Here is a 17,718-nt window from a genome sequence, read left to right on the forward strand (position 1 = left end):
TTTTGTTGATTTGTTTGTGTTGAGTTTGTCGAAGTATTGATTTGTTATTTGAATCGTCTTTGCAAGCGTTTTGAAAAAACGTGTAGTAATCTATTTCTTAGAAGCAGATTATTTCGTCGCAACTCCTCGTAATGACGTATCGAAATACAACTTTTACATTTAAAATTTAGCATTTTACATTTATAATTTCATAGTACTTCTCGATACAATTTTTCTTCATTTTATTCCGAAAAACCACTCGAAGTGACGCTAAGAATATCAAAGCACTAAGAACAAACCAATACCAAAATACCAAAAGCGCAGCGTGTCTAAAATTCTAAAAGCAAAGCGCGTCTAACAGGCAAAGCCGTATCTAAAAATCTAAGAAGTCTAACAAATCTATCTCGTAAACAACAACTCTCTATATTTAACCAGTGGCCACACATTGTCATCCACTAGCAATTCTAATTTATCACAGTGATAACGAATTTCTTCAAAATATGGTTTTACTTTATTGCAATAAGATTCCGCAGCTTTTTGTCCGCTGAGTTTGTTTGCTTTTTTACGCTCTTCAATCATTTCATTTACTTTGGAATTGATTCCTGCAATATGTCCCGAAATTTTCTCTATCAAATCAATTTGTTCCGCAGCTAGTTTTTTAAAGTCTTTTCCGAAAATCTCTTTCAGTCCGCTTACATTTTCAATCAAGGTATTTTGATAGCCAATTGCAGTCGGAATCACATGATTACGGGCAATATCTCCCAACACTCTACTTTCTATTTGAATGCGTAAAATATATTCTTCTAATTCTATTTCATGACGTGCTTCTACTTCTACCTTGCTCATCACGTTCATTTCTTCATACAAGTCAACTACTTTTTTAGAAACTTGTGCTTTCAAAGCTTCAGGCGTAGTTTTGTTGTTGCTTAAACCGCGTTTGGCTGCTTCTTTTTCCCAAGCTTCTCCATAACCGTTACCTTCAAAACGTATCTTCTTGGAGTCTTTTATATATTCTCGTAAAATATTAAAAACGGCTTCATCTTTCTTTAATCCTTTTTCATCTACCAACGCATCTACCTCAACTTTAAAATCTTTTAATTGCTTCGCGATAATAGTATTTAATACGGTCATTGGACCTGCACAGTTTGACCACGAACCTACAGCGCGTAATTCAAATTTATTTCCTGTGAAAGCAAATGGTGATGTTCTGTTTCTATCTGTATTGTCTAATAAAATCTCTGGAATTTTACCAACTATATTGAGTTTTAAGTCTGTTTTTTCTTGTGGCGATAATTTCCCTTTCGTTACATTTTCCAATTCATCCAATACTGCCGATAATTGCGAACCTATAAATACCGAAATAATGGCTGGCGGTGCTTCATTGGCTCCTAAACGATGATCATTACTGGCACTTGCAATCGACGCTCTAATCAATTCTTCATTATTATGAACTGCTTTGATGGTGTTTACAAAAAACGTGAGGAATTGTAAATTTTTCATTGGTGTTTTCCCCGGACTCAATAAGTTAACGCCTGTATTGGTTGCCAAAGACCAGTTGTTATGTTTTCCAGAACCATTGATGCCTGCAAATGGTTTTTCGTGAAATAGCACTTTGAATTGATGACGTTGCGATACTTTTTCCATCACATCCATTAATAAGGAATTGTGATCTACCGCTAAATTGGCTTCTTCGAAAATAGGCGCTAATTCGAATTGATTTGGTGCGACTTCATTATGACGTGTTTTTACGGGAATTCCAAGTAACATGCATTCGTTTTCCAAATCGCGCATAAAATTCATGACTCTATTCGGAATAGATCCAAAATAATGATCATCTAATTGTTGTCCCTTTGCAGGAGAATGTCCTAATAAGGTTCTTCCCGTAAGGGTAATATCGGGTCTAGCTGCCGCCAAAGCCGCATCAATTAAGAAATATTCTTGCTCCCAACCTAACGAAGCATTTACTTTAGATACATTCTTATCAAAATATTTACAAACTGCTGTGGCAGCTTGGTCTACTGCTTGCAAAGCTCGTAATAAAGGGGCTTTGTTGTCCAATGCTTCTCCGGTATACGCTACAAATACTGTGGGAATACACAAAGTTGTACCATATATAAAAGCAGGCGATGTTGGATCCCAAGCGGTATATCCACGTGCTTCAAATGTATTTCGAATTCCTCCATTAGGAAAACTTGATGCATCAGGTTCTTGCTGTACCAATTGTCCACCTCCAAATTTTTCCATGGCACGACCACTTCCGATCGTTTCAAAAAAGGCATCATGTTTTTCTGCAGTGGCACCTGTTAAAGGTTGAAACCAATGTGTATAATGTGTCGCTCCTTTACTAATGGCCCATTCTTTCATTCCTGTAGAAATGTGATCGGCAATCTTTCTATCGATTTTAGTTCCAAACTCAATAGCATTCATGACACTTTGATACGCACCTTTCGTGAGATGTTGCAACATGGCATGTTCGTTAAAAACATTTTGTCCAAATATTTCTGAACGACGTCCTTTTTCTTGAATTTCAACAGGTTTTCTGTTTAATGTTTCCTTTAAAGCATCAAATCTGAGTGTAGACATATCTTATTTTTTTACAAATATATCAATTTTGACGCATTTTTTATATCAAATTTTATTTACCCCTAAAAAAATAGGGGCTGTTAATAAGTATTTAATAATTTACATAAACTTAACCTTGCTTTTTGATAGGTTGTTTTCAAATTTCAATTATATTTGCCTTCGAATTTATTAATGTGAATTTCAATTACTATGAGCAAATCTAAATTAGAGTACATCTGGTTGGATGGATATTTTCCAACGCAAAATATGAGAAGTAAGACTAAAGTCGAAGAAGATTTTAGTGGAAAATTAGAAGATTGTCCAATTTGGTCTTTCGATGGTTCATCTACAAGACAAGCAGAAGGTGGATCTTCAGATTGTTTATTAAAGCCTGTAGCTATTTATCCTGATCCTGCAAGAAGAGATGGATATTTAGTAATGACAGAAGTTTTAAATGCTGATGGTACGCCACACGTATCTAACGGTAGAGCAACGATTGAAGATGAAGACAACGATTTCTGGTTTGGATTTGAGCAAGAGTATTTCATTATGGATACAAAAACTCAATTGCCTTTAGGTTTCCCTATTGGTGGTTATCCTGCTCCACAAGGTATGTACTACTGTTCTGTTGGTGGAAAAAACACACACGGAAGAGATTTAGTAGAAGAGCATGCTGATTTATGTATTGATGCTGGATTGAATTTTGAAGGAATTAACCAAGAGGTTGCTTCTGGACAATGGGAATTTCAATTGTTTGCAAAAGGTGCTAAGAAAGCTGGAGACGAAATTTGGGTTGCACGTTATTTATTAGATCGTTTAACAGAAAAGTACGGATACTATATTGAATATCACCCTAAGCCATTAGGAAAAGATATGGACTGGAATGGTTCTGGTATGCACGCAAACTTCTCTAACACTACGTTGAGAACTTGTGGAAGTCAAGAAGTATATGAAAAAATCTGTGAAGCATTTAGACCTGTGGTAAAAGAGCATATTGCTGTATACGGTGAGTTTAACGACCAACGTTTGACAGGAGATCACGAAACAGCTTCTATCAATGACTTTAGCTATGGTATTTCTGACCGTGGAGCTTCTATCCGTATTCCTATTATTACAGTAGAAAAAGGATGGAAAGGTTGGTTAGAAGATAGAAGACCAGCTTCTAATGGTGATCCTTATAAGATTGCTGGAAGAATTATTAAGACTGTAAAATCTGCTGATATTAGTTAGTTTGGATTTTAAAATATATAAAAAGAGCTTACGTTTTGTAAGCTCTTTTTTTGTTTTATGTTCTTATGAGTGGTAATCTTCTAGGATACACGCATGTTTGTCTACCGTTTTTGGGTCAGGACTTTTACTATATGGCTTTCCGTTAATTCCTCCATTTACATTTTTAAAATTTACGTTTGAGATTACTTTTTTGTGGAGTTTTAAGATACTTAGATTTCGTTTTTTCATTATATATAAATTTTATGTTTTATATCTATATGGGGCAAAAACAAAAATTCATTACCCAATACATCATAAAAAAAGCGAACCGAAGTTCGCTTCAAAGTATGCAATATTGGGCTTCTATTTTTTAATCGCAAAATTTTGAGCACCATTTAGAACACGCACTCGTAAGATCGCACCGTACACAATAACTATTGAGACATCTTCCTTTAGTTGGACAGGTATCACTACATAATCTATTACTTGGTGGAAGTGCTCCTCCTTTGGTTAATTCTGTAGTTTTTAAATTTGAGATTGACCTTTTATTAAGGTGGAATGATTTAAGATTTTTTTCTTCATTAATGAAATTTTTTAGTTAGACATATAACTAAGAAGCCTCATAAAAGAGAGTATTCATACTAAAGTAAATGAGCTTTCATAAAAGGTTACTACAAAAAACAATCGTTTTCTTGCTTAAAAAACCAAGTAAATAAAGACTATATAGCCAATAAATAGTAAAACACCTTCGTAACGATCGATTCCAAATTTTCTAGGAACATACGCAAACGGATAGAGAATAAAAGCAAAACCAAGCATCCAAAAAATGTCTCTTGCTAATATTTGGGGTTCTATCACAGGAATTTCTGTAATGACAGATGTAATTCCTAATACAGAAGCAATATTAAAGATGTTAGAACCTATTAAGTTTCCTAAAGAGATGGCTTTTTCTTTCTTTATTGCTGCTATGATAGAAGCTGCTAATTCTGGCACACTGGTTCCAATAGCAATCATGGTAATGGAAATAACACCTTCACTTACACCCATGTTTTGTGCAACCGCTTTGGCGCCATCTACTAAAAATTCTGAACCAAAATATAATGCTGCTCCACCAATGGCTAACCACAGAAAAATTTTACCATAAGAAATGGTCGCTGCTGCATCGTCTACTTCTTCTACATCAATATCATCTTTATTTTTTTGCGCCGAACGAAGTAATATTACTAAAAATACTATGAGAGCTATGAGCAGTAAAATTCCTTCCCATCGCGCTAGTAAACTATCTGTCCACAGAAAGTAATAGATAATTAATGAAAATAACATCAATGCAGGCCAGGTAAGTTTATAGAAGGTATTGTTGACCGCCATGGGACCAATGATTGCGGTAATTCCTAAAACCAAACCAATATTGGCAATATTTGAACCAATGACATTGTTGATGGCAATTGCTGGCGAATCGTTTATAGCAGCGTTGATACTTACTAATAATTCGGGTGCAGACGTAGCAAAAGATACCACGGTAAGTCCAATCACCATTTTAGATATGTTCAATTTAAAAGACAGTCCTACTGATGCTCTGACAAGAAATTCTCCTCCTAAAACCAATAGCACTAAACCTCCAAGGACATACAATATGTTTTCCATTAAAAAATATTTTTTGCGAAGATACTATTTCCTTTTACATGTGTAACATCTATTCCTGAGTTAGAAGAAAATGAAGAATGAAAAAATTATCTCTTCTTCCAGATTCCTGATTAAATGCTACAGGATTTTATTTTATTGTTTTTCTATTTTTTGCAATTGTTCCGTTGCATAGGAATTTTTATGGACAGCATTTGATTTTTTAAAATTTTCAATCGCTTTTTCTTTGTTTCCTATTTCTATATAAAAATCTGCGAGCGAACTATACACATAAAAATCTTCTGGATAATTTGCTACATTTAGTTTTAAAAATGCTTCGGCTTTTTTGAATTGTTTCATTTCGATAAGCTGATATGCCAAATCTTCAATATAGTATTGTTTCGGTTTTATGTCTCTTTTAAATTCTTTGGATAGTCGTTGGTAATATTTTTTTATCTCACCTAAAACATCGTTTTTCGGATTCATTAAGTCTCGCTTGGTAATATGCATTCTGTAGAAACCAAATATATGGCGCAAGGCATCATAGGTTGCAATGAGCGGTATAGAACTGTGCGAATCATCTTTATAGTATTTTCCTTTATACGATACATTATGCAAAGTATCTTTATTTAGCACAGCATTTAATTCTAAAATAGCTCTAATATGTTGGGTAGCATCCGTAGTGTCTTTTTTTACTTTGATCGTATCCATTTCTTTGCTCATAGTATTGGCGATTGCCAAAAATAGTGATGTGTTGCTATATTTTTCATCAAACTTTGTTTGCTTAATTTTGCGCAGTAGATTTTTATTGTTCCACCACATAGAAGGATCAATGGCAACATAAGCATTAAATAATTCAGGTTTGTGTATGAATGTGTTCATCACGGTTAATCCGCCAAGTGAATGTCCAATAAACATCCGATAGGATTCTGTTTTATATTTTGAATCTATGTACGGAATTAACTCTGTTTCAATAAATGACATAAATGCTTTGCCTCCACCCGAATTCTCCATTTTATCACGACTTACATTTGACTGTTTTTCTGTTGGCTTTGTAGGTGTCAAATCTCTTGTTCTATTCGTATTTAAAATTCCAACGATGATCATTTTGGGACAAATAGCATCTCCGTTTGTTGGACTTAATTGGTTGATCATTCCCACTACAGCATGAAAATGAGAGTTTCCATCTAATAAATAAAGTACTGGATATTTTTTCTTTTGCAAGCTACCGTCATAAATACCATCTGGCACATGAATCCATATTTCTCTAGTTTCATTTAATACTTTGGAATATATGCTGTCTGTTTTTCCAATAACAATAGACTCGTTATGCTGTCCGCAGACATTGTTGAAAAAGCAGCATAAAACAAAGATGATATATATTTTTTTCATGTTCACCTATCTTATAATGGTATTGACTTCTGACAAAAAGTAAATTCTGTATTTGTTCCTACAATTTAGGAATGTTTTATAAAATAGCTACTTAATTTTTCATCTTTCTAATACGCCTAAGATAACGTTATATAACAGTGTAACACTTATTTTCTTCAGTAATATTGTTTGTTTTTTACATGATTCACATTGTTAAATAAACTATAAAATTCGTTACTTAACTATTTTTATAGTTGCATAACTGTTTTTTTAGTTTATATTTGTATTGAAATTAATTTTGTATCACATCAATTTGAATTCTATTATGCAAAAATTGACAAATAAAGAAGAAGAAATCATGCACATTATATGGAAGCTCGAAAAAGCTTTTGTAAAAGATGTCATGGCAGAGATTAAAACTAAAAAACCGCATTACAATACTTTATCTACCATTGTTAGAAATTTAGAAGAAAAAGGATATGTAGGTCATCAAGCATACGGAAACACACATCAATATTTCCCTATTGTTACAAAAGAAGCGTATCGAACAAAGTATATGGCTTCTGCAATTCAGCATTATTTTAATGATTCTTATAAAAACGTGGTTTCCTTTTTTGCTAAAGAGGAAAAGATTAGCGTTGAGGATTTGAAAGAGATTATTAACCTGATAGAAAAAGAACAATAATGGACGAGTTAGTTATGTATTTTTTGAAAAGCACCGGCGTTTTATTGCTATTTTTAGGCGTATACTTTTTGGTGCTGCGCAGCGAAACTTTTTTTCGAGAAAATCGTTTTTTCTTGTTGATTGGAATGCTGATTTCGTTGACTTTACCTTTCTTAGTCATCACACGATATATTGAAATTCCTGCGATTGCCGATGGACTTTCTGGTACTTTTATTGATGCAACTGGAGACACACCAATAGTAGATTCTGGTATTTCCTGGACAGGTATTTTATTTTACACCTATGTAGCTGGTGTTGTTTTCTTCTTTTGTAAGTTTTTATTGGAGCTTTTTTCATTGTTCCGATTGCTTTGGAAATCGACTTTTGCCAAAAGAGACAGACATTATATTTATATAGAAACCAATATTTCCATCTCTCCTTTTTCATTCTTTAATTATATCGTATACAATCCTGAATTGTACTCAAGTACAGAGTTAGAAGCTATTTTAAAGCATGAGCAAGCACATAGTCGTCAGTTACACTCTATCGATGTTTTTGTATCGAAATTGTACTGTATTTTCTTTTGGTTCAATCCTTTTGCATGGTTACACAAAAAATTCATGCTACAAAATTTAGAGTTTTTAGCAGACAGCGCTGCCATTAAGCAAACGCCTTCTAAAAAAGAATATCAATTAACCTTATTAAAAGTGTCTGGCAATACATTTTGTCCTGCGCTTACAAACAATTTTTATAATTCATTAATCAAAAAACGAATCGTTATGTTACAAAAAACACAATCTACACAGATAAATCGTTGGAAACAGGCATTTATCATACCAATGCTTATCGCTTTTGTATTTATGTTCAACACAGAAGTAATTGCAAAAGAAGTGAGTGCTTCTAAAGCTACAAATACAGAGAATACTTTTATTGAAAACACTTATGGTGATGTACTCGTAACTATTGATAAAAATACTACGGTTAAAGAAATTAAAGCGATTCAAAAGATGTTGAAAAGCTATGACATTACTATGCGTTATGACATTAAAAAATTCAATAGTAAAAATGAAATTGTAGCTATCAAAATTGATTTAAAAGATAAAGCTGGTGCTGAAGCTAGTGCAACATTTGAAACTAGTGAAGAAAAGCCAATTCCAACAATTAAAGTCGGAAAAAAAGATGGTACGCTTATTATCAGTTCAGACAAACATATAGGTCACAGCAATGCGTTTACTTATGAAATTCATAAAGACCACGATGAAGATCATGATCATGATGGAAAGAAAGTTATAGTACGTTCTAAATTTACAAACTCTAAAGACGGAACTACAAAGACTTGGATTCAGAAAGACGATGTAAAAACCATCAACATTAGAAAGAAAGATGGAAAAGATATCATAATCATTAATGGGAAAGAAGTTTCGCCAGATGAAATTATTGAAGAAGAAGTTGAAATTAAAAAAGGTGATGGAAATGGAGGCACCTATATTTATGCGTATTCTTCAGACGACGATGACGATAACGACGACGATGAGGAAGAAGTAGAGGTGAAAATTGTTAAGAATCAAGGCAGTAAAATCGTTTTCAATAATTCTAACAGCAAAGAGAAGCCGCTAATTATTGTGGACGGAAAAGAAATGTCGTATAAGAAATTCACAAAGTTAGATGCTGACAACATTGCTACAATGTCCGTATTGAAAGGAAAATCGGCAAAAGAAAAGTATGGAAAGAAAGGAAAAAATGGAGTTATCATTATTGAGACTAAAAAGAAAAAGTAATCATTTATATTTTTCCACTAAACAGAAAAGCAGTTGTGAAATCACAACTGCTTTTTTTATTAAATATCTGCGCTAAATACTATAATGTAGCATCCAAGCTCATAATCATTTCAACATCGCCTTCTTCCAGTAAGGTTCCATTACCAACACGCATGCTGTCTACTCTAAAAGTTGTAAAGTAAGTTGAAGGTGTTTTAAACCATAAATAAATATGATCGTCCGAACCAATATACTGTCCTGCAGTAACTCCTGTAGAATTTAAAATACCTGTTTTTGTATTTCGCAATCTGTTCAGTCCTGATCCGTTTGTATAACAATATCCAACCCAAGTTACATCAATAATATCTGACGAACCATACGAATATCCTGTTGCTTTTAAGTGAAACATTTTATTATCTGTATCTACTCTATATGGCAATTTTAAGTGGAAAATAGGTAAGGTTGAGTTCGATGTTGTAAAATACTTCACAATCCCATTTCGCACACTTCCTACTGTTGTTCCGTCATTAACATCAAGCGTAATTGCTCCAGTTTGTCCATTTACGCTCGTTACAGGCGCATGGATTTCTGCGGCACGCTTTGCGCCTTGTGGTGTTACTACTCTACTCGCATCTGTTCCTGTAGTTACTTCTGCCAAGGTTGCCAATTCTACTTTTCCTCTGGTGGAAATTGTGGCATTTGGCACTGAAGTATCTACGATATGATTTGCCGTTTTTGGCGTAATATACTTTGTATCGTTTGTAGTTAATGCTTCCGTTAAATTTGCTTTGTCTTGCCCTTTATTGACTGCGCTGTCAATAAGATCTCCAAATTCATCTTGTGTTGGACGATCTCCTGTTTCAAAATATGATTTTAGCTCTGTTCTATTTTTTTCTGCCATGATCTAATTTTTTTATGTGTATTATTTTTTTAAACTCGCTTAAACTTTCACTTTTTTGTTCAAGCAGTTCCGGCTTAAGCGAGTTCTAAGATGTGTTATCTTGTTGTAAATGTGGTTCCGATGACCATATCTCCAATACCTCCGATGTCAATCCAATTGTCTTCGTTTGGTATTGTTAATATGTTTTCTTCCGTACTTTGCATTCCAGATGTGTTTTGTGCCACAACTTTGAAATGGTGATATACAATCTTTCCATTGGCGTCTTGTGTTGAGAGACTATGATTTTGTAATGTAGTATCTTCAAGTAAGACGAAAATTTCTGATTCATTGGTGGTTACTTCATGAATTTTCACCCAGTTTCCTTGTGCATTCATTTTGTACAAGTGATAGGTTCCTTTGTAACATGTTTTTTCCCACTGCAATGCTATTTGATCAATATCTCCATTTGTTGCAATTGGCTCCGCAATGTATTTCAATGTTGGTGCTGGCGGATTTGCCACTTCTACCATCATACTTGCTACAATTTTTGAAGCTTGTGATGGAGCGTAATCTGTGACTACTTGTGGCGAATTGGTACCGTAATCAGCTTCCGAGTATTCTATCTGTCTTGACACTGTCAATCGGTAGAATAATCCGTCACCGTACGGAACTTCATCCAAGTCAGCGAAATCATCATATACTTTCCATAACTCATTTCCTTGCAATCCTGCAGCATCGACATCTACTGAATCTACTAGCGTCATTGTACGAATAGATTGTGCATCTAATTTGTTAAACGCTCTGTAAATATTCACTTTTTTGATGTCTTGAATTTCTGGATACGCATTGATTTCCAATTGAATTTGTGACGGCGTTCCTGTAATAACATTTTCTAATACTGGCATGATTCGTTTCACTTCTGGAGCTTCTGGTGCATTTGAGGTTACCAATTTAATTGGTCCTAATGCGGTACTAAATTCCCCTAGCTTCATTTGCGAACTTAATTCACGCGCTGCATAGAAATAGATGTTATTTGATGTTCCATCCAAGTTAAAGTCTGTAAATTGAGTTGTGTGCGGACTTGTACTTGTGGTTTTCATCATTGGCGCCATTTCAAATGCTGGATCGGTAGGCATTAATACACTACCATTTTCATCACGCAACACTTGCTTTTTATTGACCGGCTTGTGATCTGGACCATTAATGTATGCATATACTACTGGCACTTTTGTCAGCGGTACAAATGCATTGAAAATAACTCCTTTTACAAAGCCTATTAATCGTGGATCTCCTACTGCAATGTTTCCAACATCTGTATTTGATGCTAGCGGATCATCTACAAATCTTGTTACAGGTTGCGGTGGCGGAAATGCCGTATTATCATTAATTCGGTCAATGATGCTATTTGCCCATTCAAATAATGCTACCTTATTAGGATTTGGAAATTTGTAATGGTCTGGTGATACATCTACTGGCGGATAATATCTATAATCGCCTTCTGCTTGCAACGTTGTAAAGTCTAAGAAATTCTCCCAACGATTTGCGAAATATTGCTCATTATTTCCCCCCAGAATTTTGAGCTCTTCCCTGATTTCACGAACCGTTTCTTTCTCATACAATGCATTTAAAATTGCTTCGTCATTAGCTCTATAGAACAATACACCATGCGGTTTGTGCTGGTATTCCGTCGTGATTGTATATGTAGAACGTCCAAAGAAATCTGGTCGTGTCGCATATTTAGCACCACTTGGTTGTTCTGGTTGCATTGCTTCCACAATTTTTTGTGCAAACATGATTTTCGGAATACTGATATTCGAATAATACGGATTGTCAGTATCATGACTTCGTAAACCAATAATTGAATTGCGTACTTCTTCATCATCGCCAGGTAACAGATTTGCAGCCGTTAAACCATAGGTTTGATTTTTATATAAGTACACTTTGTATCCTGGATAGAAGTTTACCGAAACATTTGTTCCAAATTGAATTGAATTATAGTCAGGATCGACAGAGAATAAAGGATCAAAAGCTAGTACTTGTACATCGCTTGGAGTTCCTGTATCGCCTGGATTGACAATGTTGAGAATTTTTGCCACTTTCAATACTTTACGCTTCCCATCTGGATAGTCTTGTGTATGTACACGTACAATTCCTCGGTACCATTCTACAGAATCACTGTTGGTACTGTATTGCGCATGCTGATCGAGTACAATGCCATGGAACGTAATATTGTACATTCCGTTGTGTCCCATAATCGGATCACCATTTGCATCTACATCAAGAACTTCATCTACTTTAGTAATTGTGGTATGATTGTTTGTTGGATCTGACCAAATTCCACGTGTTTTTTCTAAGTGACGTTCCAATTCGCCATCATCACCTTGTATCATGACAACTTCACGATGAATTGGCCAATTATCGCCTACTTGTACTTCTAATGGTTGTGGATTTGGCGTTCCCCAACTTGCTGGCGTTTGCATGTTTTCAATCGCCATGAAAATACCATCATTTGTAATTTGAATTGCTTGTAATTCATCTGCATCTGGTGCTGGAATATCATCTACCAATGCATCACTAATTTCCTTTTTATATACTTTAAATTGTGGGAAACCAGTAGTTTGAATTACTTCATGAATAATGTGTTGTTGTTCACCAATAATGAAAACACCTCCATGATAATTTGACTCTAAACCATTTGGAATGTTTGGTGTTAATGTTTGATCAACACTTGATAAATAGTATTCATCAACCGTAACGATAGAAACCAAATTATTAGTAGGATCATCTTCAACATTGGTTACTTGCCCTGAGATATTGTTTGGCATTTCATTTCTGAAAAAGATGTCAATATCTTCTGCAAAGATTTCATCGGCATCGTCAAAAATAGACGTTGTATCACTTACCAATTGTGCATCTGTAATGGCTGAATCTGCTGACACAGAATAGTCAATCAATTCTTGATACGAATGGTAATCGAACGAGATTCTTGCCAAGGTTTTATCAGTATCCGTAATGGCATCATAACGCGCTTGCTCTTCTGCTGAAGTCAACAATAATGGTTGCTCTTTCTGAATGAGATGCGGCTGAATGTTTGACGGCGGCAATAACGGATTTGTTGGTTGTAATGCTGTTACAATAGACACTTCCGTAGGACTGTCTGTCGCTCTAGAGAACCAGTTAATTCCGTATGAACCATAATAATGCGTTCCGCTGATAATTTGCTTGTGAACAAAAATTGGCTGTCCAACTTCTGGCAATGTAATTGGAAACGCCTCATAACGTTCGGATGCATTTGAAACCGTTGTATCTAAGTGTAAGTAACGCTTGTCATGTGAAATTTCTGGTTTCTCCCAAACATTAGGATCTGGCTGACCTTCACGTTGCTTTCTGTACTCTAATCCTGCGTAGATTGGAATGGTGTATTCCTTTGATTCAAACTCCGTACTTTCTGCATAGAATGTTGGATTGTATACATCGTCTGGAATTTGCTCTGCGTATAATGTTACATAGCGTTTTTTACCATCGTGCGTATATCCATCCACATCTGTAATGCTTGAAGGTTCGCTTGTTTCTGTTCCAAAAAATGCTCCTGGAACTACTTCTTCTAATGAAATTGGCAAAGGCAAACGTTCGTCAGAAGTAGCTGTTGGCAAACTCATACTTAAGTGTTGTACTTCGCGAGCGCCTTGTCCGTCTTCTAAGTCTCCAAAGGTTACATATTCTGCAATGTATACAAACTCACCTTGTTGTAATTGTGATGCTGTATCTAAGAATCCTAATCCTAACATACGTGCCATGTGATAGTCATATGACGCAATATTTAGCATGTCGAGATTTGAAATTTCCATGATATCATCTTCCCCTTCTACAACAATGTTTTCATCTACAGGAATTTCTTCAATAGCTTTTGGATTGTTGATATCATCACTTAAATTGATGTATTTTTCAACAACTTGTTTTAAGTTTCTATCATGTACATCTGCTTCCACTACATTCCATTTGTCCACATAGTTGGCAATATTTACGGTAGCATCATCATTAAATCTTGGCCAGTTTCCATTTACCAAGTTTGTCGATGGTTCTAATTGTTGTAATGCAACATTGTCATCAAGTGTCAACGCATAACTTCCCATTGGCGTCCAAGCTTCACTTTCATTGGCATTTTCAATAAAGTCACCGTACAATTCTACACGAACTTCTGTCAAGTATGTGTTTGTTCCGATACTTCTGAATGAACGTCCATTTTCGCATAACAATCGTACATTTTGCAAGGCTGTACTAGCAAACGTTTTTCTGTTGGTTGCTTTTTTCAGTGCAATCAACGTGTTTGTAGATACCGAAAGCGTTTCCGTTTGTAAGGAACTGTTGGAAGCTGACGAACTTACTGTTGCTTCTACTGCAAAAAATAAGTGTCGTTTGCTTTCTATTTCCACCAATTCGCTGCCATAGTTTTGCATGAATCCTAGTGAATTCGTAGCTGGATTGATGACTGAACGAACTTGCGTATATTTTACTTGATTTCTAAAATATACATGGAAATCTTTCCCTTCGATGTTATAAATCCATAAACCATTGGCATCATCTACAATGTTTGGCGTCACTGAAAAGTCAATCGTTTTTGTTACTTTATTATAAGCTGTTCTATACACACGTACAAAGTCATCTTCTTTGTTGAAGTTGTTCGTGTTTGTTGCATAGTTTCCTTTTGGCAAGTGCTTTTCTCCTATAGCTCCTGAAAAAACCCAACGTGTATGAATTCCTTGCGCACTACCATCGTTCCCTGTTGATCCGGCAGCTTGCAAGTAGAAATTAGGTGACTGAATTGCCGTATGTTCACTTGGTGGAATTGAGGTTGTGTTACAATTTTCACTACAGTAATCATTACGTTCAGCAGCTAAATCTGCTACATTGATAGAAGTGTTTTGAAATGTATGTTGTAAGTCACCAAGAGTAGGCGTAAAATCGGCTGTGGTGAACGTATCTTGTGCATACGGAGTCGTTGCAACATTTTCAGAGATACAGTTTTGTAATTCTAAATTCGTTTTCGCTAAATATGCCGAATTCGTTCCCACAATTCCTCCAACTACATATAATTGTTGGTTTGCGTCATTTAGTAACTGACTGATGCTATTTTTACTTGCAAAGTCTAGCTTTTTTCTCCACAATTCATTCAACTGATCGTCAAACTTGATAACTTCTGCTGCGCGATCCGTATTGTAATTTGCAATACAATAAAAAGTATTGCTTGGACCATCTACCAATCGTATCGACGTACTCAGTTTATCTGTTGTAGCACCAAGATTTGTAGTTTTAACAGTATACGAGTTTAGTGCATTGTTAAAGTTACTGATGAATAGTTTGTTTGTATTATCATAAAGACCAGCAACAACATAACTATCTGACGTTGTAGATGTTGACAAAGCTCCAGTAGTGTAAAGAAAACTTCCATTTCCTAAACGTTTTCCCCAATTGAGTCCTAAGTTATCATTGAAAGACAGTACAATTCCATGTCGAACAGTTTGACTAGCAGGCGTTGTCGCAGAACCTAAAATCGTAAATCCGAAAGGTGTCGTTACTACGCCCATAATTTGCTCGTCAGAAACACCTGTTACTTTTCTGGAACTGATCATGTTTCCGTTTTCATCAAGCTTATACAACTCCATATCGTCCTGTAAACCAGCTTGATTGAACCAAGCAGTAATCAGGTATTTTTGTGAACCATTACTGTATTCAAGAGCTTTAATTCCTGTACTGAATCTGGTATTTGGAGAGTATAACAATTTAGACCACACAATAGTTCCTGTGATGTCAATTCTGAAAACTACTAAATGTACTCTGTTAGTTTGTCCTGTTGCGTAATGTCCAATTACAATGGCACTTTGTCCATCTGGACATGCTGCTACAGATGATAATCCTAAGCTTCTTTCCACAAGCACTAAATGCTTACGCCATACGATATCGCCATTATCTGTTAGTAATGTAACAACGCCGCCGTTTCCGTTTCCGCCAACTGTTAGAATACGATTGCTTCCGAGTTTGCACACAGAACTATTCCCATCAAATGCACCATTGCTTCTGAATGAACTTGTAAAATAACAATCACTCGAGATATAGAATTCTACAGGTGCAATTTGTGAACTTTGTGCTCCATTAAGCGTAAAACTTGTCAATGCAATTTCTTCCACACTTGTGGATTGTAAAATAGACGTATACGTTCCATCATTGTTATCAACCGGAGCAGTAATGGTTCCTGCTGTGGTTGTAATATCTACAATTGCTCCTCCTGTAGTGATGTTATTTCCATCTGCATCTTTGAGTTGCACCGTGATTGTTGACGTACTGTTTCCGTCCGCTGGAATTGCGGTAGGATTCGCCATAATCATACTGTTTTCCAAATCTGGTTCAGGCGTTGCCATACACAATTCGGTAACTTCATTGTTTGTATTTGTAACTTCTGTAGCTTCATACGATTGTTGTCCGAGTGCTACAGTTTCAAATGCAAAACTTCCAGTTTCACGAATTAAACTTTCTTTTGTCAGTGTAATATTGCTATTACGATTTACACGAATACAGGTATTTTCATCTAATTCTGTATCTGCTTTTATAACCGATCTATTGTCCCACACATCATTGTCGTATCCAACTCCAAAAGGAATAAACATTAATGCATCATTCAATGCATAAAAAGTTTCTGGATGCAAATTCATTTGGTCAATTGTTTTTGACCATTGCATCGCTCTATTGAAGCCAAATTTTTGTACAATTGTTGAACTTGGTGTCGTTGTTCTATCAATATTTAGACGGTAATATCCATCATCAATATTGAATAGTTGCGAACTGTAATTAGCATCGTCATCAAACCACATGGCGCTTGTTGCTTGTGGAAATGCGCTACTGTACGGGAAAGACAAGAAGAAAATTCTATCTCCAATATTTCCTGAACTTAATAATGTTCCAGTGTTTTCAAATGCTGCAGTTCCAACTCCATACGGTCCTGACGGCACAAATGCTGTAGAGTATTCTACATTTTCGGTAGCCACCAAATCTCCGTTTAGTTTTGCTAAGGATACAACGCCACGTCTTCCACCAGGAAACGTACTTCCGTTTCCAACAACAACTGCTTGTCCACTACCGTCTGTAACTACATCTTGCACGCTTCTTGAAGAGGTTTCTACTACACTCTTAAGCACGTTTCCGTTGTCATTTACGGTAAAGAACAGGTTGTTGGCCCAAACCAAATAGTTTGGGCCATTTGGTTTGAGTTCAACTTTGTATGAATCGTATAAATTAGGTTCGTGTTCGTATGTTTTGAACCATATCATATTGTCATCATCATCTAATTTTATGATGCAATATTTATCGCTTTGCTCTGCATTGATATTATGATAAAATCCTGCTATCAATCGATCTCCATTTGCTGTTCGTACAATACTTTTTAGAAATCCATAACTTATTTCTCCGTTTGCATATGTTTTTACAGAGATGAGTTCTAAGTTACTATTGGTTTTTATAAGCGTTAAATTATTTGTACTTACAGATGATCTCGTGCCCCAGTAGAAAAATCCATCGACTTCTCCTATGAAGCTCACACTAGCATAGCTATTGTTTACTTTGATTTTCTTTATAAAAAAGTCATTACTTAATGCCATCTTATTATTTTTTTAACTGTCAATTTT

At 35.4% G+C, this 17,718-nt stretch carries 9 protein-coding genes; 3 read left to right on the forward strand and 6 right to left on the reverse strand.

Features of this window, described 5'->3' with window-relative positions:
• Positions 1–378: 378 nt before the first annotated feature.
• Positions 379–2,562, reverse strand: coding sequence for a glutamine synthetase III (locus Q0845_RS16985; RefSeq protein WP_298515739.1), 2,184 nt, complete (start codon positions 2,560–2,562; stop codon positions 379–381).
• Between the two features lie 189 nt (positions 2,563–2,751).
• Here Q0845_RS16985 and Q0845_RS16990 point away from each other — a divergent pair, with 189 nt between their 5' ends.
• Positions 2,752–3,771 (forward strand): glutamine synthetase beta-grasp domain-containing protein, encoded by a 1,020-nt coding sequence (locus Q0845_RS16990; RefSeq protein ID WP_298515741.1) that lies wholly within the window; start codon positions 2,752–2,754, stop codon positions 3,769–3,771.
• Positions 3,772–3,834: 63 nt separating this feature from the next.
• On the opposite strand, the gene Q0845_RS16995 is transcribed toward Q0845_RS16990, so the two are convergent.
• From Q0845_RS16995 to Q0845_RS17005, 3 genes are all read right to left on the reverse strand, one after another.
• On the reverse strand, positions 3,835–3,999 hold the full coding sequence (locus Q0845_RS16995) for a hypothetical protein (protein WP_298515743.1): 165 nt from the start codon (positions 3,997–3,999) through the stop codon (positions 3,835–3,837).
• A gap of 447 nt (positions 4,000–4,446) precedes the next feature.
• On the reverse strand, positions 4,447–5,394 hold the full coding sequence (locus tag Q0845_RS17000; RefSeq protein WP_298515745.1) for a calcium/sodium antiporter: 948 nt from the start codon (positions 5,392–5,394) through the stop codon (positions 4,447–4,449).
• 132 nt (positions 5,395–5,526) lie between these two features.
• The gene (locus tag Q0845_RS17005; protein WP_298515747.1) at positions 5,527–6,762 is read right to left on the reverse strand and encodes an alpha/beta hydrolase-fold protein; all 1,236 of its coding nucleotides are present in this window, start codon (positions 6,760–6,762) and stop codon (positions 5,527–5,529) included.
• A 304-nt stretch (positions 6,763–7,066) separates the two neighbouring features.
• On the opposite strand from Q0845_RS17005, the gene Q0845_RS17010 reads away from it, so the two are divergent.
• Positions 7,067–7,426, forward strand: coding sequence for a BlaI/MecI/CopY family transcriptional regulator (locus Q0845_RS17010; RefSeq protein ID WP_298515750.1), 360 nt, complete (start codon positions 7,067–7,069; stop codon positions 7,424–7,426).
• Positions 7,426–9,183 carry a M56 family metallopeptidase gene (locus Q0845_RS17015; protein WP_298515753.1) on the forward strand — a complete coding sequence of 586 codons (1,758 nt, stop codon included), beginning with the start codon at positions 7,426–7,428 and terminating at the stop codon, positions 9,181–9,183. Before Q0845_RS17010 ends, Q0845_RS17015 begins: the two co-directional genes overlap by 1 nt.
• A 79-nt stretch (positions 9,184–9,262) precedes the next feature.
• Here Q0845_RS17015 and Q0845_RS17020 read toward each other — a convergent pair whose 3' ends face one another.
• Both Q0845_RS17020 and Q0845_RS17025 read right to left on the reverse strand, forming a co-directional pair.
• Complete coding sequence (locus tag Q0845_RS17020) at positions 9,263–10,063, reverse strand: hypothetical protein (protein WP_298515756.1); 801 nt, start codon at positions 10,061–10,063, stop codon at positions 9,263–9,265.
• A 95-nt stretch (positions 10,064–10,158) separates the two neighbouring features.
• Positions 10,159–17,691 (reverse strand): Ig-like domain-containing protein, encoded by a 7,533-nt coding sequence (locus tag Q0845_RS17025; RefSeq protein ID WP_298515759.1) that lies wholly within the window; start codon positions 17,689–17,691, stop codon positions 10,159–10,161.
• Positions 17,692–17,718: the final 27 nt, after the last annotated feature.

Origin of the sequence: uncultured Kordia sp. (genome assembly GCF_947489565.1) — a bacterium.
Classification (GTDB): Bacteria; Bacteroidota; Bacteroidia; order Flavobacteriales; family Flavobacteriaceae; genus Kordia.